This window comes from Nocardia sp. NPDC057668 (genome assembly GCF_042799795.1).
Classification (GTDB): Bacteria; Actinomycetota; Actinomycetes; order Mycobacteriales; family Mycobacteriaceae; genus Nocardia.
Map to the genome: position 1 here is coordinate 252058 of NZ_JBHVIC010000007.1, position 19134 is coordinate 271191.

The 19134-nt window shown below is 68.5% G+C and carries 17 protein-coding genes; 10 read left to right on the forward strand and 7 right to left on the reverse strand.

Annotated elements, in window-relative coordinates; translation table 11 throughout:
• Positions 1–12 precede the first annotated feature (12 nt).
• Positions 13–1272 (forward strand): helix-turn-helix transcriptional regulator, encoded by a 1260-nt coding sequence (locus ACFVBH_RS34440; protein WP_354988275.1) that lies wholly within the window; start codon positions 13–15, stop codon positions 1270–1272.
• Positions 1273–1308: 36 nt separating this feature from the next.
• Here ACFVBH_RS34440 and ACFVBH_RS34445 read toward each other — a convergent pair whose 3' ends face one another.
• Complete coding sequence (locus ACFVBH_RS34445) at positions 1309–2658, reverse strand: serine hydrolase domain-containing protein (RefSeq protein WP_379008199.1); 1350 nt, start codon at positions 2656–2658, stop codon at positions 1309–1311.
• Positions 2659–3095: 437 nt separating this feature from the next.
• On the opposite strand from ACFVBH_RS34445, the gene ACFVBH_RS34450 reads away from it, so the two are divergent.
• The 7 genes from ACFVBH_RS34450 to ACFVBH_RS34480 all read left to right on the forward strand — a co-directional run bounded on the left by ACFVBH_RS34450 (position 3096) and on the right by ACFVBH_RS34480 (position 9144).
• Complete coding sequence (locus ACFVBH_RS34450) at positions 3096–3809, forward strand: tetratricopeptide repeat protein (protein ID WP_379008202.1); 714 nt, start codon at positions 3096–3098, stop codon at positions 3807–3809.
• Positions 3810–3817: 8 nt separating this feature from the next.
• Positions 3818–4405, forward strand: a complete 588-nt coding sequence (locus tag ACFVBH_RS34455; RefSeq protein WP_379008205.1) for a hypothetical protein — start codon at positions 3818–3820, stop codon at positions 4403–4405.
• A gap of 143 nt (positions 4406–4548) precedes the next feature.
• Positions 4549–4968 carry a Fur family transcriptional regulator gene (locus ACFVBH_RS34460; RefSeq protein ID WP_354988271.1) on the forward strand — a complete coding sequence of 140 codons (420 nt, stop codon included), beginning with the start codon at positions 4549–4551 and terminating at the stop codon, positions 4966–4968.
• 70 nt (positions 4969–5038) lie between these two features.
• The gene (locus ACFVBH_RS34465) at positions 5039–6517 is read left to right on the forward strand and encodes a catalase (protein ID WP_354988270.1); all 1479 of its coding nucleotides are present in this window, start codon (positions 5039–5041) and stop codon (positions 6515–6517) included.
• Positions 6518–6629: 112 nt separating this feature from the next.
• Entirely contained in the window at positions 6630–7154 is a 525-nt protein-coding gene (locus ACFVBH_RS34470) for a DUF4247 domain-containing protein (RefSeq protein WP_354988415.1), read from the forward strand.
• Between the two features lie 25 nt (positions 7155–7179).
• Complete coding sequence (locus tag ACFVBH_RS34475) at positions 7180–7608, forward strand: DUF350 domain-containing protein (protein WP_354988414.1); 429 nt, start codon at positions 7180–7182, stop codon at positions 7606–7608.
• Complete coding sequence (locus tag ACFVBH_RS34480) at positions 7609–9144, forward strand: polyamine aminopropyltransferase (protein WP_379008208.1); 1536 nt, start codon at positions 7609–7611, stop codon at positions 9142–9144.
• Here the strand turns inward: ACFVBH_RS34480 and ACFVBH_RS34485 are convergent.
• Positions 9133–9909: a TetR/AcrR family transcriptional regulator gene (locus ACFVBH_RS34485; RefSeq protein WP_379008211.1), complete on the reverse strand. Its 777-nt coding sequence runs from the start codon at positions 9907–9909 to the stop codon at positions 9133–9135. The two genes, ACFVBH_RS34480 and ACFVBH_RS34485, sit on opposite strands and share 12 nt — an antisense overlap.
• 156 nt (positions 9910–10065) lie before the next feature.
• Here ACFVBH_RS34485 and ACFVBH_RS34490 point away from each other — a divergent pair, with 156 nt between their 5' ends.
• A complete protein-coding gene (locus tag ACFVBH_RS34490; RefSeq protein WP_354988411.1) occupies positions 10066–11610 on the forward strand; it encodes an MFS transporter in 1545 nt (514 codons plus the stop codon).
• A 69-nt stretch (positions 11611–11679) separates the two neighbouring features.
• Here ACFVBH_RS34490 and ACFVBH_RS34495 read toward each other — a convergent pair whose 3' ends face one another.
• The 3 genes from ACFVBH_RS34495 to ACFVBH_RS34505 form a co-directional block, all read right to left on the reverse strand.
• Positions 11680–11805, reverse strand: a complete 126-nt coding sequence (locus tag ACFVBH_RS34495) for a hypothetical protein (protein WP_379008215.1) — start codon at positions 11803–11805, stop codon at positions 11680–11682.
• Positions 11806–12411: 606 nt separating this feature from the next.
• Positions 12412–12909 (reverse strand): hypothetical protein, encoded by a 498-nt coding sequence (locus tag ACFVBH_RS34500; RefSeq protein WP_379008217.1) that lies wholly within the window; start codon positions 12907–12909, stop codon positions 12412–12414.
• 232 nt (positions 12910–13141) lie between these two features.
• A complete protein-coding gene (locus ACFVBH_RS34505; RefSeq protein ID WP_379008220.1) occupies positions 13142–14296 on the reverse strand; it encodes a nitrate/nitrite transporter in 1155 nt (384 codons plus the stop codon).
• Positions 14297–14423: 127 nt separating this feature from the next.
• Here ACFVBH_RS34505 and ACFVBH_RS34510 point away from each other — a divergent pair, with 127 nt between their 5' ends.
• Positions 14424–16016 (forward strand): PKD domain-containing protein, encoded by a 1593-nt coding sequence (locus tag ACFVBH_RS34510; RefSeq protein ID WP_354988407.1) that lies wholly within the window; start codon positions 14424–14426, stop codon positions 16014–16016.
• Positions 16017–16134: 118 nt separating this feature from the next.
• On the opposite strand, the gene ACFVBH_RS34515 is transcribed toward ACFVBH_RS34510, so the two are convergent.
• Positions 16135–17139, reverse strand: coding sequence for a TIGR03617 family F420-dependent LLM class oxidoreductase (locus ACFVBH_RS34515; protein WP_379008741.1), 1005 nt, complete (start codon positions 17137–17139; stop codon positions 16135–16137).
• 143 nt (positions 17140–17282) lie between these two features.
• Positions 17283–18920 carry a GMC family oxidoreductase N-terminal domain-containing protein gene (locus tag ACFVBH_RS34520; protein ID WP_354988406.1) on the reverse strand — a complete coding sequence of 546 codons (1638 nt, stop codon included), beginning with the start codon at positions 18918–18920 and terminating at the stop codon, positions 17283–17285.
• Positions 18921–19134: the final 214 nt, after the last annotated feature.

Here is a 19134-nt window from a genome sequence, read left to right on the forward strand (position 1 = left end):
GAGTTTGACCCGGTGGCCGAAAGTACCCTAGGGGCACGGGTAGCGGAGTTACGCCGGCGGCGGGGACTATCGCAGAAAGAGTTGGGCGCCGCGATCAGGCGCTCGGAAAGCTGGGTGTCACAGGTCGAGCGCGATGTACTGCCGGTCGAGAGACTGTCGGTGCTGCAGCGTTTGGCCGATGTACTCGGCGTGGCGGTGCGAGATCTCAGACCGGAGGCGGCCGAACCCCTGGCCGCCGATCGCGGTGATGGGCATCGAGCAGGGTCCGCCGTTTTCGAACAGCTGCGACTGTTGCTCACCGGACATCCGGCGTTGGAGCAAATCCTTGGCGTCTCGGAAGTGAAAGCGGTCGATCGCGAGTCGGCCGACGAGTTGCCGGGGCTGCGGGAGCGGGTGGATCTGGTTTGGCGGTTGGCGCACGAGTCTCGGCTCGTGGAAGTCGGCAGCAGCCTGCTGGAACTCATCCCGGACCTCGAACATGCGGCGCGGAGCGATTCCGCGAAGCGGCCGGAGGTGCTGACACTGTTGTCACGCGCCTACCAGGTGGCCGCGACCGCGTTCACCAGACAGGAAGAAGTGGATGCGGCCTGGGTCGCCGCGGATCGGGCGCTGACGGCGGCCGAGGAATCCGGCGACGCGCTCAGCGTGGTGGCCGGAACATACCGCATGGCACAGGCTTTCCTGCGGCTGCAGCGACTCGAACAGGCCGAACAGGCGGCGCGGGTCTCGGTGGCCGCGTTGGCGCCGCAGATCGGCCGGGCGGGCGACGATGATCTCGTTCGCCCGGAAGTGTTGTCGCTCTACGGTTCTCTCCAGCTCATGCTGGCGGTGATCGCGGCGACGGACGGGAACAGAACGGCGGCCCGCACGGGGTTGGCCGCGGCGCGAACCGCCGCGGCGCGACTCGGTGAGGGGCGCAACGATTTCGACACCGAATTCGGCCCGACCAGTGTGGCCGTGTACGCGGTCGCGGTGGCGGTCGAACTCGGTGACGCGGGCGAGGCGCTCGATACCGCGCGCACCGTCGACGCGTCCGTGCTCTCACCCGAGCGGCAGGCGCGTTTCCTGGTGGATGTCGCTCGCGCGCACGCGCAACGGCGGCAGGCATCGGATGCCCTGGAGTCCCTGCTCAACGCCGAGCGGCTGACCCCGGAGTACGTGCACAACGATCATCGCGCCCGGGAGGTGGTGCGCGATCTACTACAGTTCGCGGGCCGGCGTCCGGCCGATGAACTGCGTGATCTGGCGGGCCGCGCGGCCGTGACACCCTAGTTCGCACCCCTCGGTTCGGGGACCGGGGGCGTGGGGTCAGCGGATGCCGGGCGTGCGCGGGTCCGTGCCCAGGCATGCCTGCAGCAGGCAGCCGGGCGGCGCGTCGCTGAACGGCGGCGCGAGCGGAGTGTCCAAGCAGGCCAGCACGGTACAGCCCGGGTAGGCGCTCGGGCCGAGGCCGAACACGGCCAGTGCGATGTCGGCGTCGACGTAGTCGCCGGGGTTCACGCGCGCGGGTGGTTCCACGTAGGGGCCCGGTTCGGGGACCGGGCCGTCCGCGAAGGCCGCGAACAGTTTCCGGAAGAATTCGTGCGGCAGTTCCACGCCGTGCTGCAGTAGCCCGCCCGGACCCTGCGAGGTGTGCGTGCCGAAGAGCCCGGTCCACACCACGACGAGGTCGAGGCCGGGAATGACGTACACGTGCTGCAGGCCGAACCCGGACATGGAATAGCTGCCGGGAGGCAGGAATTCGGGGTTCTCCGCGCAGCCGGGCCCGGTCCAGAACAGGAAGCCGTAGCAGTGGTCGGTCGCCGAGGGGCTGGTGGCGCGGCGCAGATACCCGGCCGAGATCACCTGCCGGTCGTGCCAGCGCCCGGCGCCGGAGACCAACAGCCCGAGCCGGGCCAGGTCCAGCGGCGGCAGCATGAGGTGCGCGTAGCCGTAGGTGTGCCCGGCCCGGTCACGAGCCCAGTAGTAGTCGTCGCGGCCGATGCCGATGGGGCCGAACAGCTCCCGCTGCGCGAACTCCCGGAGCGGTTCGCCGGTGGCCAGTTCGATCACGTAGGCGAGCAGATCGACGTTGCGCTGGCTGTAGGTGAACACGGTGCCCGGCGGGTTCTCGAACGGCACCGCCAGCGCCTGCACCGCGCTGAAGGGGTCGATCGGGATGACGCCGGTGATGCCCTCGGTGACGACGCCGACGCGCAGGCCGGACGTTTCGGTGAGCAGGTTGTGCACGGTGATGGCGCGGTGCGCGGCGTCCCCGAGTCCCGGTGGCAGATAGGCGCCGATGGCGGCGTCGATATCGAGTTTTCCGCGATCGGCGGCGATTCCGGCCACTAGTGATACGACGCTTTTGGTGACGGACCAAACATTCCAGGCGATCGATCCGGTGCGGTCGTTGAATGGTCCTTCACCGATGAGGCAATTGTGCCGGAATACCTGCACATTCGAGCGATTGCGCTCGGCGGCGAAAGTGAGTGCTTCCGTGAGCAGGCGCGAATCCAGTCCGGCCTGTTCGGGTGTCGTGCGCTCGAATTCCCGGCCGGCCGGTTGAGCGCAATGGAATTCCGCGGGAGTGGCTCCGGCATTCCCGCCGAAGTGCACACTGCCCGCGATGATCACGACCGCCATAACGCCGGCCAGACACCCGCGTTCGCGCAACATGGAATGCAGGCTAGCCAATGGCGAGCCCCGCGGGCCGTTGAATGGGTCGGCGCGCGTGGCGAATTGCCCGGAACAGCGAAACGCCGCCAGACGGGGGTGACTGGCGGCGCACGCTCGCGGCACGAATGCCACGAAGAGAAGTCGACGCCCAACAAGCGCCTCTCGGCGAGTGGTCGCTCGTAGCGACTGATGGGTGCGGCCCGGGGCTGTTTCCGACGCCGACGAAACTGATCAACCGGGGGCCGTCCGGTTCTATTCCGGAGCGGGCCCTGTGATGTGGGCAACGTGTGGAATCCGCTCGCACGGCGGGTTCGGGCCAGCTAGCGTGCGAAGCCGCACGAGGTCCGAATCGCGTACGCCACACCGCACGACAACTGTTGTCGGCGTCACGGTTTAGAGTTCGGACCGACGATAGAGATGTTCGGTGGGGGCACAAGATGTACGGCTCGAAAGACGGCGCTGTCGCCGACGGCACGCTGCGCACGGCATTCGCGGCGCTGGATCGGCAGGAGTACGAAACAGCGCTGGAACAGGTCTCGGCGGTGCTGGCCGCCGAGCCCGACAATGCGACGGCGTGGCGGGTGCGGGCACTCGCGCGCTGGGAATTGGCGAGCGCGGGCCGCGGCAAGGTCGCGCAGGTGCGCGAGCATCGGATCGAGGCGATTGTCGCCGCGCGCCGGGCGGTCGAACTGGCGCCCGGCGATATCGAGAATTTGCGTATTCGCGCGCGGACGCTGCTGGTGGCCTCGCCCGCCGACGCATTGGTGGCGCTGAACAAGGCGGTGGCGCTGGATCCCGGCGATCCGGCGCTGTACGAACTGATCGCGGCCGTGCGCGCGGACCTCGAGGAGCAGGAATCGGCGCGGCGCGCGCTGGCGGCGGAACGGCAGCGGGCGGCGGCGGAAACGCGCTGGCGTATGGAGTCCGAGACGGAGCCGGAGTCGGGTTCCGGCGTGGGCAAATTCGTGATCGGCGCACTGGTGTTCGTCATCGGCTTCGCCTTCAAACTCGGTCTCGGCTTCTTCGTCGACGAGGCGGTGTCGGACACCCCGTCGACGCGGAACTACCCCACCGCCAGCTATAAGCCCTACCCCACCAAGGGGTATCCGACGACGGCCCCGCACGCCTGGCCGACGATGCCCCCGCGCTAGGACCGATCGTGATCACCGACGAGACGAACCACATCCTCGGTCTGCTGCGGCGATTCGACGCGCAGCGGTGGCGGGCGGCGGACGCCGAGGCCATCGCGCGAGCCGACGCCGAGCTGCGGGAGGTGCTGCGCGCCGAACCCGGAAACGCCGGGGCCGCACACGAATTGGCGTTGTGCGAATGGCTGGCCGGCAAACGGCGGACCGCGATCGTGCGGTTGCGCGCGGTCGCCCGCCTCGATCCGGACCGCGCCGGCGAGGTGGCCGAGCAGATCGCGGCCATCGAAGCCGCGGAGAGCCGGCTGTCCACGGCGAAGGCGGAGCAGCAGGACAGGGTCGCGGCCGAGCGCGCCGAACAGCGCGCGGCGGCGCGGATCCGGGCGCAGGAGAAGGCGCTGCTGCAGGGTGAGCGGGAGGTGCGCGAGCACGGCATCGACATCGATCAGGCCCGGAAATTGTGGAAGCCCGCCACCGCCATCGTCGTGGCACTGGCGTGGTGGCTGTTGAAGGACGCGGCCGGGTGCGCGGTCGACGAACACGAGCGGCAGTCATCGCGTCCCGCGGTCGAAGCCGTGACGCCGGGCGACTCCCACCGCTGAGTCCGGCCGCCACGGCCGCGAGGTCGCCCCTGCCCGCGGACGTGAATCCGCCACAGTAACCTCGCGGCAACCAGCTGTGAGTCCGCTGCCTGCATGGATGTGTTTTCTTGACTTATTCCAGAAAAGGGAGCAGGGTGGTTGTCATGCACACCGGATATGACGCACGGGAACGCTTGCGGGCCGCGGGCCTGCGGGTGACAGCCCCGCGTGTCGCCGTGCTGGACGCGGTGGTCCGGGCCCCGCACTCCGACGCCGACCGCGTCGCCGTGCAGGTGCGCGAGCAGCTGGGCTCGGTATCCACCCAGGCCGTGTACGACGTACTGCGGGCCTGCGTGGGCGCGGGGTTGCTCCGCCGCATCGAACCCGCCGGGTCGCCCGCGCTCTACGAGGCGCGGACCGGCGACAATCACCACCATCTGGTGTGCAGGAGTTGCGACACGGTCGTGGACGTCGACTGTGTCGTGGGCGCGGCACCGTGCCTGGAACCCGGCGCAGCCCACGGTTTCGTCATCGACGAGGCCGAAGTCGTGTTCTGGGGACTCTGCCCCAATTGCGCGCCCTGAAGCCCGAATTGCGCGCCCTGTAGTCCGGGCCGCGCTCCGGGAGAGGCCTACACCTATCAGGAGGCTAGGAATGACCAAGCCGGCCACGAGCAAGCCGACCACCACCAACACCGGCACACCGGTCAAGAGCGACAACGAGTCGCTCACCGCGGGCGCCCAGGGCCCGATACTGCTGCACGACCACTATCTGATCGAGAAGCTCGCCCAGTTCAATCGCGAACGCGTGCCCGAGCGCATCGTGCACGCCAAGGGCTCGGGCGCCTACGGCGAACTCGTCGTGACCCAGGACGTCAGCCGCTTCACCAAGGCCAAGCTGTTCCAGCCGGGCGCCCGGACGGAATCGCTGGCCCGCTTCTCCACGGTCGCCGGTGAACAGGGCAGCCCCGACACCTGGCGCGATCCGCGCGGATTCTCGGTGAAGTTCTACACCGAGGACGGCAACTACGACCTCGTCGGCAACAACACCCCGATCTTCTTCATCAAGGATCCGATCAAGTTCCCGGACTTCATCCGATCCCAGAAACGCCTGCCCGGCAACGGGCTTCGCGATCACAACATGCAGTGGGACTTCTGGACCCTGCGCCCGGAGACCGCGCACCAGGTGACCTGGCTGATGGGCGATCGCGGAATTCCCAAGACCTACCGCAACATGGACGGCTTCGGCTCGCACACCTACCAGTGGATCAACGCCGCCGGCGAGCGCTTCTGGGTGAAGTACCACTTCAAGACCGACCAGGGCATCGAGTTCCTGACCGCGGCCGAGGCCGACGAGAAGGCGGGCACCGATCCGGATCTGCACCGCCAGGACCTGTGGGACGCCATCGAGCGCGGGGACTTCCCGAGCTGGACCCTGCACGTGCAGGTGATGCCGCTCGCCGACGCCGAGAACTACCGCTTCAATCCCTTCGACCTGACCAAGGTGTGGTCGCAGCGGGACTACCCGCTGATCGAGGTCGGCAAGTGGACCCTGAACCGGAACCCGGGCAACTTCTTCGTCGACATCGAGCAGGCCGCCTTCGAACCGTCCAATGTCGTTCCGGGCATAGGCTTCTCGCCGGACAAGATGCTGCTGGGCCGGGTCTTCGCCTACGCCGACGCGCATCGCTACCGGATCGGCACCAACTACGCGCAGCTGCCGCCGAACCTGCCCCGCGCCGCGGAAGTGAACTCCTATTCCAAGGAGGGTGCGATGCGGTTCGCCTACAACGACGCCGATGTGCCGGTCTACGCGCCCAATTCGTTCGGCGGTCCGCACGCCGAACCCGATCGGGCGCCCGACGGCGGGCTCTGGGATTTCGAGCCGACCATGGTGCACGCGGGCTATATCGAGCACGCGCAGGACGGCGACTTCACCCAGGCGGGCACCCTCGTGCGTGAGGTGCTCGACGACGCCGCCCGCGCGCGGCTGGTGGACAACATCGTCGGCCACGTGCTGGGCGGTGTCCGAGAACCCGTGCTGAGCAGGGTTTTCGAGTACTGGAAGAACGTGGACGCCGATCTCGGCAAGCGAGTCGAGGAGGGCGTGCGCGCCGGTCTCGACGGCAAGTAGCGCCCGCGCACCGAAACGCTGAGCCCGCACCCTGTTCCAGGGTGCGGGCTCAGCGCCGCTGTGGGTTCCCGCCCGGTCCAGTACTATTCGCGGCCGGGAGGAGTTGAATTTCGTGGCTTTATTTCTGTGGATCGCCATGCTCGTGGTGGCGGTCCTGGCGTTCGCTGTCGTGTTGTGGCTGCTGATTCGCGCTTCGCGCAGGGGCAGTGCCCGGGGGATAGGGCTGGCGCTGGCGGGTCTGCTCGTTGCCGTCCTCGCCGGGGGAGCCGCCATCGCCGGCATGGTGAACACGCTCAACGTCGACGACCCGCGCCCGTACATCCAGAAGCACTACCAGCGTGCCGCACAGTTGGACGACAAGCTGGGCGGGCAGGTCTACACCACCGCGCAGACTCCAGACCGCGTGCGCAAGGACATCGCCGCCAAGACCGACGAGACCGCGCAGTACAGCAGCGGGACATTGAGCTTCCTGCGCTATCCCGAATGGCTGGTCGTCGTCGCCCCGAACGGCGGCGGCGCCAAGATCGATGTCGACAGCTACGACAACGGCTACAAGCGCTACCGCGAACAACTCGCCGGTTCCGGCTGGCCGGCCAATGCCACCACCGGCAACGGCGGCAACAACTCGGGCAAGTAGTACAAGAGATTTCGAGGAGAAACACATGCTCGCCGATCTGGCCCACGACGGCGGTGCGGCCCTGGCCTACAGCGCCGTCGGCATCGTGCTGATGGTGCTGGGATTCGTCCTGGTCGACGTGATCACCCCGGGCAATCTGCGGCAGCAGATCTGGATCGATCGCAATCCGAACTGCGCGCTGCTGGCCGCGTCCAACGTGCTGTCCATGGGCATCATCGTGGCCATGGCGATCTGGACCTCCGAGGGCAGCATCGGCCGCGGCCTGACCGCCAGCGTGGTGTACGGCCTGATCGGCCTGTTCGTCATGGCGATCGCCTTCGTCCTGCTCGACCTGCTGACCCCGGGCAAGCTGGGCGAGCTGCTCGTCTCGGGCGAGGGTCTCAATCCCGCCGTATGGGTTTCGGCGGCAACGCATATCGCGGTCGCACTGGTCGTCGCCGCCGGCTTGTCGTAGATGGCGTTCCGGCGGCGAGCGGCGCGCCTGGGACTGCTGCTCACCGTATTCGTCTGCGCCTCCTGCGGATTGGTCTACGAACTCGCGCTGGTGACCCTGGGCAGCTTCCTCATCGGCGACACCGCCGTGCAGGCGTCCATCGTGCTCAGCGTGATGATCTTCGCGATGGGGATCGGGGCGCTGGCGGCCAAGCCGCTACAGCGCTGGGCCGCACCGGCTTTCGCCGCCATCGAGCTGCTGCTCGCGCTGATCGGCGGCTTCTCGGTGCTCATGCTGTACGCGGCCTTCGCCTGGCTGAAGATCTACACCGGCGCGCTCATCGGCGTCGCCCTGATTCTGGGAATGCTGGTGGGCGCGGAGATTCCGCTGCTCATGGTGCTGTTGCAGCGCATTCGCCGGCAGGCGGCGGGCTCGGCGGTCGCCGATCTGTTCGCCGCCGACTACATCGGCGCGCTGCTGGGCGGATTGGCGTTCCCGTTCTTCCTGCTGCCGGTCTTCGGCCAATTGCGCGGCGCCCTGGTGGTCGGCGCGGTCAACGCGCTTGCCGGAATCATCCTGGTGTTCACCGTCTTTCCCCGGGACCTGCGCCCACTGGTCCGCGCCGGACTCGGCGCGGCCACCCTGCTGGTGTCGCTGGCGCTGGGCGCGAGCTACCTCTACGCCGATCGCTTCGAGGCCACCGCCGAACAGGCGCTGTTCGCGAGTCCGATCGTGCGCAGCGTGCAGACGCCCTATCAGCGCATAGTCGTCACCGAGGCGGCCTCGCCGTTCCGCACCCGCGATACGCGCCTGTTCCTGAACGGCGATCTGCAATTCGCCTCGGTGGACGAGTACCGCTACCACGAGGCGCTGGTGCATCCCGCGCTGGCGCAGGCCCGCCGCAACGTGCTGGTGCTCGGCGGCGGGGACGGCCTGGCCCTGCGTGAGATCCTCACCTATCCGGACGTGGAATCGGTGACCCTGGTCGAATTGGACTCCGCCATGGTCGATTTGGCGCGTTCGTTCGAGACCCTCGCCGACCTCAACCGGCACGCCTTCGACGACCCGCGCGTCACGGTGGTGAACGACGACGCCTTCGGCTGGTTGCGCGAGTGCGAGTGCCGCTTCGACGCGGTGATCGTGGACTTCCCCGATCCCGATCAGACCTCGGTCGCCAAGCTGTACTCGCGCGAGTTCTACGGCCTGCTCTCGCGCACGCTGACGCCCGGCGGAACGGCGGTGGTGCAGTCGGGTTCGCCGTTCTACGCCCCGCATTCGTTCTGGTGCATCGAGTCCACGATCCGCGCGGCCGGGTTGTCGACCCTGCCGTACCACGTGAACGTGCCCAGCTTCGGGGACTGGGGCTTCGTGCTGGCGACGGGGGAACCGGCGCGGCTCGAGCTCGCACCGCACGCCCGTACGCGATCGCTGGACGCGGCGACGCTGGCGGCCGCGTCGGTGTTCCCGCCGGATCGCCGGGCGTCGGGGGAGGAGATCTCCACCCTGCTGCATCCGGTCATCCTCGATTACAACCGGAAGGAATGGTCAACGCGCTGAGGCGATCCCGGGCGACTCGGTCCGGCGCAGCGCGGGATCGAGTCCGTCGAGCATGCGGTCCAACTGGACCTCGAACGCGGTCATCCGGATCTGCTGCACGTCCAGGGTCGGCTGCTCGGCTTCGGCGGTGAACGCCGCGTAGCGCTTGTGCAGCACGGGGTACGCGGCGGTGGCGGCGGTGGCCGCGGGGGAGATCCGGCGGAACCATTCCTCCTCGGTGAGCCCGCTGCGCCGAATGGTCTGCTGCGACGCGGCGTCGGTGATGGCCAGTCCCAGGCAGTAGGCCCACAGCACGGTCAGCGTGATGTCTGCCTCGTCATCGGGAAAACCGGATTGCTCGAGCAGCGTCAGGGTGTCGTTGTTGAGTCGCAGCATGCTCGGCGCGAGGTAGAGCAGACCGACCTCGCCGACCACGGTCGCCAGCCACGGGTGCCGCATGAACGTGGCGTGCAGCCCCTTGGCCAGGGTCATCAGGCCGGCGCGCCACGGTCCGGGGGTGGGTGAGGGAACCTCGTCGAAGGCGGCGTCGGTGACCAGCTCCATGATCTCTTCCTTGTTCGTGACATGGGTGTAGAGCGAGGTGGCTCCGGCGCCCAGCTTGGTCCCGAGCTTGCGCATGCTCAGCGCCTCGACGCCTTCGGTGTCCAGCAGTTCCAGGGCGGCGGCGACGATCTGTTCGCGGCTCAGCGCCGGCTGATCGCGGCGGCGACCCCGCGGCTCTTCCCGGGTCCACACCGACTGAAAGGGCTGGTCCTGCTCGGCCACGGCTGTCTCCTTCTTCGACTGCGGCCAGCATAACGACTGCTAGAACGCTGTTCGCGCCGCCGAACACTGTGCTGTATTGCGAACAGTGTACGGAGACCGTACAGTGTGCGCTAACCCCGAACAGTGTTCGGTGACAGGCTTCGTAAGGGGATCGAATTGACTGCCAACCATCCGACCGCGGCTCCGGAAGAGCCTGCGGCCCAGCGCGATCCGAAGCGCTGGCTCATCCTGATCGTGCTCTGCCTGAGCTCGCTGGTGCTGGTGATCGACAACATGGTCCTCACCGTCGCCATTCCGCAGATCTCCACCGATCTCGGCGCGGGCGCCCAGGACATCCAGTGGATCATCGACTCGTACATCCTGGTCTTCGCGGGCCTGCTGCTGACCTCGGGCAGCCTGTCCGACCGGTTCGGCCGGCGGCTGGTCATGGTGCTTGGCCTGGTGCTCTTCGGCGCGGCCTCGCTGCTCGCGGCCTACGCGAGCTCGCCCGAACTGCTGATCGCCGGCCGTGTCGTGATGGGCATCGGCGGCGCGCTCATCATGCCGAGCACCCTGTCCATCCTCATCACCGTGTTCGACGAGCGGGAACGTCCCCGGGCCATCGCGGCCTGGAGCGCGGTCGCGATGATCGGCATGGTGGGCGGTCCGGTCATGGGCGGTGTACTGCTGCAGCACTTCTGGTGGGGTTCGGTCTTCCTGCTGAACGTCCCGATCGCCGTCGTCGCCATCGTGGCCGCGCTCGCGCTGATGCCGGAGTCCAAGGGGCCCTGGACGAAGCCGGACCTGTCCGGCATGACGCTCTCGATCATCGGCACGACCGCGCTGGTATGGACCATCATCGAACTGCCGCACCGCGGGATCGGCGGCGTCTGGCCCGGAATCCTGGTGGCCGCAGCCGGTTCGGCCGCATTCGTGGTGCGCGAGCTGAAGGCCGAGCACCCGATGGTGCCGCTGCACCTGTTCCGCAATCGCGTGTTCACCGGTTCCAGCTTCTCCCTGGTGCTGGTGACCTTCGCCAATGCCGGTCTGCTGCTGGTGCTCACCCAGTACCTGCAGTTCGTGCTCGGCTACTCGCCCATGAAGACCGCCCTGGCCCTGACCCCGATGGCGTTGAGCGCCTTGGTCTTCAACGGCGTCGGCGCGGGCCTGGTGCCCAAGCTCGGGGTCCGGGTCGTCACGATCGCGGGCCTGCTGGTGCTGGCCGCCGGTACGGGCCTGCTGTGCACGCTCACCGCCGAGTCGGGGTTCTGGCTGCCCGCGGTGGCGATGACCCTGGTGGGCGCCGGCGCCGGCCTGGCCATGCCCGCCGCGATCGGCGCGCTCATGGGCGCGGTGCCACCCGAACAGGCCGGCGTCGGCTCCGCACTGAACGACACCATTCAGCAGACCGGCGGTGCGCTGGGCGTGGCGATGCTGGGCGCGGTGCTGGCGCACACCTACACCGCCTCCATGCCGGACTCCGCCCCCACGGCGGCCCGCGAGAGCGTCGCCCCGGCCATCGCGAGCGGGGACGGCGCGCTGGTCGAGGCGGCCCGCGAGTCGTTCACCACGGCCATGTCCGCCACCTTCGGCGCGGGCGCGGTCTGTGTGCTGGTCGCCGCCGCGCTCGCGTTCGTTCTCATGCGTGGCGCGAAAGGCGCTGCCCCCGAGCAGCTTCCGTCGGACGAGGCCGGCGCGGCCGAACTCGAACCGGCCCGCTGAGCGGCGGCCCCGCAAACGAGACTCCGCCCCCGGCCTCAGGTGCCGGGGGCGGAGTTCGTGGCGCCGCGGTCAAGCGTTGCGATTGGAACTGGGTAGTGCCGCGCCGACCAGGGCGATGATCAGTCCGAGCGTGCCGATGGCCAGCCCGGTCACGGGCTGGGCATCATCCGCCCAGGTCAAAACAACGAAATTCAAATCGAGTACCTGGAGTAACACCGAGCCGAAACCCAGGACTATGAGCCATAAACCAATGCGAATCATTCGTGTCCCCCGTGGTTTACCTTCTGTTGCCGCGCAAGAGCGTATAGAGGGTTGCGCGTACTCGCGCGTAACAGGTGACGGATCACGAAAACTTGGCCACCGGAGTCGGTTTCGAGCACACCGGGGCCCGGGGAGAGCTCGCCGCGGTGCGAGCGGGACGAGCGGGAGTAGCGGTGGCGGCCGTCGCGGCCGCGCGTCAGCGTATGAGACCGAACCAGTAGATCACGCAGGCGAGTACGAAGACGACCACGCTTTCCATCGTCTACTCCAATCTCCTTGGCGCACTTACCTCCATGATGCTCCGTCGGGGGCGAAATCGACCAGGATTGGCAGAACAAGATCGCCGATCGTTAGCTCGCCAAGACAAAGAACCCGCCGGACCTGACACCCCTCGTGGTCAGGTCCGGCGGGTTCTTCGCGGCCTGCCGCCCCCTTCGCGGCAGGACATCTTCCTCGTGACCGGGCGGCTGTTCGCCGAACCCGGCCCGTCACCCCTCGTGGACGGGCCGGGTGCGGCGTGTCCCACCCCGGCGGTGGTTCCTACTTGCAGACCGAGAGCGTGGCCAGCAGCGTGCGGCCGTCCTTGATCGCGTAGCTGGTCGCCTCCACGTTCAGCTCGGCCAGCGGGTTCTCCTGGTCGGCGGAGAGCCATTCGATCTGCTGGTAGACGTGGTACTGGTTCGGGTCGTTGCGCAGGACCTTGACCTTCGCGTCGTCCAGTTTCGCGGCGTCGGTGGCGGTGGCCTTGCCGGTCGAGTACTCGGTCACGGCGGCGACGGTGCCCTGGGCCTCGTCGATGACCACGGTGCGGTACCGGATGGTCTGGTGCTCGCCGGGCAGGTAGCCGGGCTGGGCGTAGACCTTCGGCGCGTCCATGGTGATCTCGATGTCGTTGTTCTTGTGCTTGCAGGTCGCCGCGGCGACCACCGTCTGACCCGGGGCGCCGAAGTCGGCGGCGGCGGCCGTGCCGGTCGTGCCGAGCGCGAGTGCGGCGGTCGCGGCGGTGAGGGCGATTCCGGCGGTGAGTTTCGCGATCATCGTCGTGTCTTCCTTCGGTTCCGGGTTTTTTCCGGTGGGTTCCGGTGTTGACGACAACGATGTCGGTCGGTGCTTGGCACGGCCTTAACAAGATCTTGCGGTGCTCGACGGGAGATACCCGCCGCCGTGCCGGGACGCCAGGGCTGCGCCATGATCACTTGGCGCGGAACAGGTTTCGGCCCGGGCGGGCAACCCGCCCGGGCCGGAGCCGGGATGCGCGGTGTGCCGGCCGTCAGGTCCGGATCTCGCGGCCCAGTTTCAGCGTGTAGGCGAATGCGGCCAGCGCCGTGAGCGCGAGCAGCCAGTAGCCCAGGGTGTAGTCCGAGCGCGAGCTGTACACCAGGCCCATGACCAGGGGTGGGAAGTAGCCGCCGAGGCCGCCCGCCGCGCCGACCACGCCGGTGACCGAACCGACCTTGGCCGGATCGACCAGTTTGGCGATGAGCGCGAAGACGCCGCCGGTGCCCAGGCCGAGGAAGAACGCCATCAGGATCAGGCTCGCTCCGGCCGGAATCTCCGGCGCCGGTTCGAATCCCAGCACCACGGCCAGGATCGCGGTGCCCGCGAACGACACCGCCAGTACCCGGTCCGGCCCGACGCGATCGGACAGCGTGCCGCCGATCGGGCGGGCCAGCACGCCCGCGATCGAGAAGCCCGCGGTGCGCAGCCCCGCGTCGGACTGCGCGAAGTCGTACACGTTGCGCAGCACGGTCGGCAGGTAGGTGGAGAAGGCGACGAAGCCGCCGAAGGCCACCGCGTACAGGAACGATCCCTGCCAGGTTGCCTTGAGCCCCAGCGCATGCCGGATGCGCGGCAGGGCCGGCTCGGTGGCCGGGGACCAGTCGGGGGAGTTGCGGCTGAACACCAGCATGACCACGCCCATGACGGCCAGCGCGACGGCCATCAGGATGTGCGTCTGCGCCCGTCCGAGGTGGTCGACCAGGCGCGGGGTGAGCAGCGCCGACAGCGCGGTGCCGCCCATGCCGGCGCCGAACACGCCGGTGGCGAAGCCGCGCCGGGCCGGTTCGTACCAGGCGCTGACGAAGGGCACGCCGATCGCGAACGAGGTGCCCGCGATACCCAGGAAGAATCCCCAGAAGATCAGTGCGCCATAGGAATTCGACCACCCGACGAGCAACGTCGGAATGATCGAGATGAAGCAGACGACGGCGAACATGAGGCGGCCGCCGAACTTGTCGGCCAACACGCCGACGGGAATGCGACCCAGCGAGCCGACCAGGACCGGCGTGGCCACCAGCATCGACGTCTGCCCGGGCGAAAGTCCGAGATCGTCTGTGTAACTACTGGATAGCGGTCCAATGAGGTTCCACGCCCAGAAGGTCAGGGCGAAGGCCAGCGTAGCGAGCGTGAGGTTTCTCGCATTCATCCCATTTGTCTAGCAGAAACGCCGGTAAAAGTGACTAAATTCGGCCAGCTCGGCGAGCCTTTCGTGTGTCGCGCGGCCTCCGTTCACTATGTCTGCTGTTGAGTTGCGGAATTCCAGGAGGTGCGTTGTGAGGTTGTGGCGATCGCGCTGGTACCGGGCTGCGATACTGCCCGGGCTGGCGGGTGCGGTGGTGCTGGGCGGGCCGGTGGCCCGGGCCGACGCACGCACCGACTATCCGCTCATCATCGACGTGAGCACCCCCGCCGATCGACAGTGCGACGGCCCGCTGCGCGGCACCACGGCGGTGTTCTATCCGCCGGGCGTGCCCGCCGGGGCCGATGTCGAATGGCGCATCCTGGCCGGTGAGCAACCCATCCGCAGCGGCATCACCCCGGCCAGCAGCGAGGTGGTGACCGTCGGGTTCGATATCCGCCCCGAGGAACTACCCGCCGACGGCCTGCTCCGGATCGACGCCCGCGCCCGGATTCCCGGCGGGCAGGTCGGCGGCTACGGCAAGCCGTGGAACTTCCGGGTGAGCCGCGAATGCAGCCCGCTGCACGTGGTGTCCATCGGCGACGCGGTCACCTGGGGGCAGGGCCTGGGCGGGGACCGCAAGTTCGCGCACCTGACCGCCGAGACCCTGGGCAGCAGAACCGGGCGCGGGGCGCAGGTCCACGACTACTCGGTCCCGGGCGCGGTGCTGGACGCTCCCGGCCTACCCGCGGGCAATGACGACAGCGCCTGCCCGCCCGCCGGCGCCGACCTCATGCCGGACGTGTTCTGCCAGCTGAACCAGGCCGCCGCCGACGCGAGAGCGCACGACTACACCGTCGATCTCGTGCTGCTGACCGGCTGCATCAACGATCTGGACCCGCTCTTCGGCATTCCGGTCGGCGTCACCCCCGGCACCCAGGATCTGGACGCGGCCGTGCGCCGCGAATGCGGGGGCGAAGGCGCCGAACCCGAGAACCCGGCCGCACACGTGCCCTACTTCAGTGGCGCCAAGGACGGCTACGGCGGACGCGGCATGGCCGCCGCCATCACCGCCGCGCATCAGCTGCCCGGCAGCCCGAAGGTCATGGTGGGCAACTACTTTCACGGACACGACACCGAGGACGCCCCGGACGGGCTGCGGCAGCGCTGGTCCGAGTTCGTGCGTTCGTCGGCGGAGGTCTTCCGCCGGGCCGCGGCGCGGGCCAACGCGGAGGCGGGCCGGACGTTCGCGGTCGCCGCGGACGGGCTGTCCACCGCGGACACCGATCTGCGCGGCGGCGCGCCGTGGATGAATCCGCTCGGCGACGAGGCCGTATCACTGCGCCTGCTGGCCTGCCCGCAATGGAGCGAACTTCCGCCGCAGTGCCGCACCGACGCGGGGAAACGGCGTGATGTGCGCGGCGCGCAACAGTACGCCGACGCCTTCCTCATGAATCCGCGCGTGCGCGACTGGTTCGGCGGCGGCGGGCCCGGCGGCGAAGGCTTCCTGGCCTCGCGGGAATCCGGCCCGGCCGGGGTCACCGTGGATTTCGACGCCGCACTCGCGGGCGGCGCGATACGTCAGTACGAATGGCATTTCGGCGACGGCGATCGGGTGGTCACCACCGCGCCGGTGGTCGCGCACGTCTATCGCGGGCACGGGCCGCATCTGCCGCGGCTGGTGGTCACCGATATGACCGGGCATCGCAGCCTCTACGAACTGCCCCGTCCGATAGTCATCGGCTGAGGGGCGGGTGTGACGAGGTAGCCGCGTGATGTCGTTCGAAATCCTCTGGCACGGAACGAGAGACAGCCCCGGGCTCGCGAATTCTGCGGGTCCGGGGCACCTGTTTGCAGACCCTCTTTCAGTCCCGATGCAGCAGTGCGGCCAACTCGGCGACGGACTCGTCGCGGACCGAGTAGCCCGGGAAGTAGCAGCACACGCGCGCGATGTGGTCGCCGTAGCGCGCGCGGATCTGCCCGGCGCATTCGGCCGGGGTGCCGGAAATGGTGAGAGCGTCGACCATCTCGTCGTCGATCAGGCCCGACATCTCCTGCCAGCGGCCCTGTTTGGAGAGCGCGTTCAGTTCGGGCTGCAACTTCGCCCAGCCGTGTACCTCGAGCACCGGCCGATAGGCGGGGGTGGAACCGTAGAACGCCAGCAGGTTTCGCACGGCGCGGCGCGCGGTGTCGATCTCGGCCGCGGAATCACCCATGGCGCAGATGGCTTCGGCGATGATCTGGAAGGGCCGCTCCGAGCCCGCCCGGCCGCGCGCCACCGCGGGCAGGGTGCGCTCGTGGAAGTGCCGTTCGGTGTTGAACGGCATGACCAGCAGCCCGTCGGCAACCTGCGCGGTCATCTCGGTCATGCGCGGCCCGAGCGCGCCGACCAGCACCGGCGGCGGTCCGTACTCGTTGGGACCCGGATCGAACTGCGGCGGCATGAGGGTGTGCCGCCAGAACCTGCCCTCGTGGCGCAGGCGCTCGCCGCTCTGCCAGGCGTGCAGGATCGCCTGCACGGCCGCGACCGTATCGCGCATGCGCTCCACCGGTTCGGACCACACGCTGCCGTAGCGCCGTTCGATGTGGGTGCGGATCTGACTGCCGAGCCCGAGCCGGAAGCGGCCCCGCGACAGCGTGTGCAGATCCCACGCGGCGTGCGCCAGATGCACCGGGCTGCGCGGGAACGCCATGGCGACATTCGTCATGACGTCCAGGCCGGGCGCGGCGGCCGCGGCCAGGGTCAGCGGCGCGAAGACGTCGTGCGCGCCCTCGAAGGTGAAGACGCCGTCCACCCCGAGCTCGCGCAATCGGGCCGCGCGCGTGGCGGATTCGGCCAGTGGGGCGTTGAGCCACACGTCGATGGGCAGGGCAGCCATCGTTCCTCCGGAGGAAAGGCCGCGCCCCCGCGCCCGGAATGGGCGCGAGGGCGCGGCGGAGCGATGTCGTGGTGGCAAGGGAAGAAACGGCACCACGGCACCGCGGTTTCAGCGCCGCGGGCCGGCGCCCGTTTCTACACCTCGATGAACTCGGCGCACTTCTCGCCGATCATGTAGCTCGGAGCGTTGGTGTTGCCGCCGGTGATGCTCGGCATGATCGAGGCGTCGGCGACCCGCAGGCCCTCGATGCCGATGACCTTGAGCGTCGGATCGACCACGGCGCGCTCGTCCACGCCCATGCGGCAGGTGCCGACCGGGTGGTAGATCGAGTGCACGCGGTTGGGCAGTTCGGCGCGCAGGGCGGTCTCGTCCTGCAGGGCGGGTCCGGGGGCGAGCTCCTCGGTCCAGTCCTTGGCGATGGACTCGTGCGCCATGATCTCGCGGATGATCCGGATGCCCTCGACGAGGAATTCGGTGTCGCGCGGATCGCTCAGGTAGCCCGGGTCGATGTACGGCGCGGCGAACGGGTCGTTCGACAGCAGCTTCATCTCACCGCGGCTCTTGGGGTAGATCAGGCTCGGGAAGATGGTGAAGCCGGGACGGCGGTCCACCAGGTGCAGTTTGTCCTCGTCCTGGTTCGGGATCGGGTAGCTCCACGGCAGGGTGTGGATCTGCATGTCCGGGTAGTCGCCCTCGGCGAACTTGGTCTTGATGAACCCGCACGCCTCGAAGACGGTACGGCCCATCCAGGAGCTGCCCGGACGGCGCAGTTCCTGCAGGATGCCGCTGGCGAAGTGGGTCGGAATGCCGCGGTGGATGGCCTTTTTCGAGATGTAGGTCATCGGCACGAACAGGTGATCGTGCAGGTTCTGGCCCACGGGCAGGTCCGCGACGACCTCGATGCCGTGCTCGCGCAGATGCGCGGCCGGGCCGATGCCCGAGAGCATGAGGATCTGCGGGGAGCCGATGACGCCGGCCGAGACGATGACTTCCTTGTTCGCCTTGACGATGCTGCGGCTGCCGTTCTTGGCCGCGATCTCGACGCCGGTGGCGCGGCCGTTCTCGATGACCACGCGGGTGACGTGCACGCCGGTGCGCACGATCAGGCCCGAGTCCGGGCGATCGGTGATGAAGCCGCGCGAGGAGCTGTAGCGCAGGCCGTTCTTGACGGACTGCTGGAAGATCGAGATGCCTTCCTGCGACTCGCCGTTGTAGTCCTCGATGATCGGCGCACCGGTGGTCTCGGACGCGGCGACCATGAAGGCCTGGGCGATCGGGGTCAGCTCCTGCTGGCGGGTGACCTCGATGGGGCCGCCCGCGCCGCGCACGTCGCTCGCGCCGTCCTGCCAGTTCTCCAGGCGCTTGTAGGCCGGCAGGACGTCCTCGTAGCTCCAGCCCGTATTGCCTTCCGCGGCCCAGGAATCGAAGTTCGCCTTGTTGCCGCGCACGTAGAGCATGCCGTTGACGGAACTGGATCCGCCGAGCACCTTGCCGCGCGTCATGGGGATCTTGCGATCGTTGGCGTGCTTCTGCGGGGTGGAGAACTGCTTCCAGGTCACGCGCTTCTTCAGCTGCGGGACGGTGTGCACCATGCTGATCGCGCCGGGCATGGTGACCAGACGGGTGTTGTCCTTGCCACCGGCCTCGAGCAGGATCACGCTGGCGCCACGCTCGGCGAGACGTCCGGCCACCACGGCGCCGGCGCTGCCCGCGCCTATGACCACGTAGTCGGCTTCGGTTGCGGCGTCCGCGCTGCGTGGAGAAGCGGTCATTGTTCGTTACCTCATCTTCGAGAGTGCCTGCGGTCACTGTAGAACAAGTTCTAGTCTGTGCCCAGACTGGACATGATGTCCAGCCACAAGATCGACCTCAGGGCACGAAATATCCCAGTACGTGCGTCCGGTAACAGGTTCTAGGAGTGCTGGGGGATAACTGGCTGGTGGGGGTGGGGTGCGACGGCAGATCGCCCCGTCGAAAGCGTGTCCC

What these genes read in the sequence shown, in the direction of transcription:
- ACFVBH_RS34445 (WP_379008199.1), bottom strand. Translation starts at nt 2,658, where the DNA reads ATGTTGCGCGAACGCGGGTGTCTGGCCGGCGTTATGGCGGTCGTGATC.
- ACFVBH_RS34450 (WP_379008202.1), top strand. Translation starts at nt 3,096, where the DNA reads ATGTACGGCTCGAAAGACGGCGCTGTCGCCGACGGCACGCTGCGCACG.
- ACFVBH_RS34460 (WP_354988271.1), top strand. Translation starts at nt 4,549, where the DNA reads ATGCACACCGGATATGACGCACGGGAACGCTTGCGGGCCGCGGGCCTG.
- ACFVBH_RS34465 (WP_354988270.1), top strand. Translation starts at nt 5,039, where the DNA reads ATGACCAAGCCGGCCACGAGCAAGCCGACCACCACCAACACCGGCACA.
- ACFVBH_RS34475 (WP_354988414.1), top strand. Translation starts at nt 7,180, where the DNA reads ATGCTCGCCGATCTGGCCCACGACGGCGGTGCGGCCCTGGCCTACAGC.
- ACFVBH_RS34480 (WP_379008208.1), top strand. Translation starts at nt 7,609, where the DNA reads ATGGCGTTCCGGCGGCGAGCGGCGCGCCTGGGACTGCTGCTCACCGTA.
- ACFVBH_RS34500 (WP_379008217.1), bottom strand. Translation starts at nt 12,909, where the DNA reads ATGATCGCGAAACTCACCGCCGGAATCGCCCTCACCGCCGCGACCGCC.
- ACFVBH_RS34505 (WP_379008220.1), bottom strand. Translation starts at nt 14,296, where the DNA reads ATGAATGCGAGAAACCTCACGCTCGCTACGCTGGCCTTCGCCCTGACC.
- ACFVBH_RS34520 (WP_354988406.1), bottom strand. Translation starts at nt 18,920, where the DNA reads ATGACCGCTTCTCCACGCAGCGCGGACGCCGCAACCGAAGCCGACTAC.